Source organism: Corynebacterium sp. p3-SID1194 (assembly GCF_025144155.1).
Lineage (GTDB): Bacteria > Actinomycetota > Actinomycetes > Mycobacteriales > Mycobacteriaceae > Corynebacterium.
Window position 1 is genome coordinate 1 of sequence record NZ_JALXWY010000054.1, and the last position, 333, is coordinate 333.

General features: G+C 62.5%; 1 protein-coding gene. It reads right to left on the reverse strand.

The window, feature by feature from the left end; translation table 11 throughout:
- Positions 1–321, reverse strand: a 321-nt coding sequence (locus M3G19_RS11855; RefSeq protein WP_259902801.1) for a helix-turn-helix domain-containing protein, incomplete at its 3' end; no start/stop codon positions are given.
- Between the last annotated feature and the right edge of the window lie 12 nt (positions 322–333).

Consider the following 333-nt stretch of genomic DNA (forward strand, 5'->3'; position numbering starts at 1 on the left):
GGCGCACCCTGCGTGGATCTGGGCGCGGTCAGAGGCTGTCAATCGTTTCCCCACCCCCACACGCATACCGTCGAAGTGGGCAGGTGATGCCGCCGTGGACACGGCAGCAGTAGATAAAGGTGCTGGCATGGCCCAATCTTTGCGCCACTGGTACACCGTGGCCTGGTTCAACCCCAGCGTGTCGGCAATCGAAGCGGCCGGCACACCGTCAGCGAACATCTTCTCGGCGGCTTCGCGGAGACGTTGCCACTGTTTCTTCGTCCCGTGCGGGCCTACGACCCCGGCTTTGTTCATCCAGTCGTAGACGGTGGTAAACGACACCCCGATATCCTC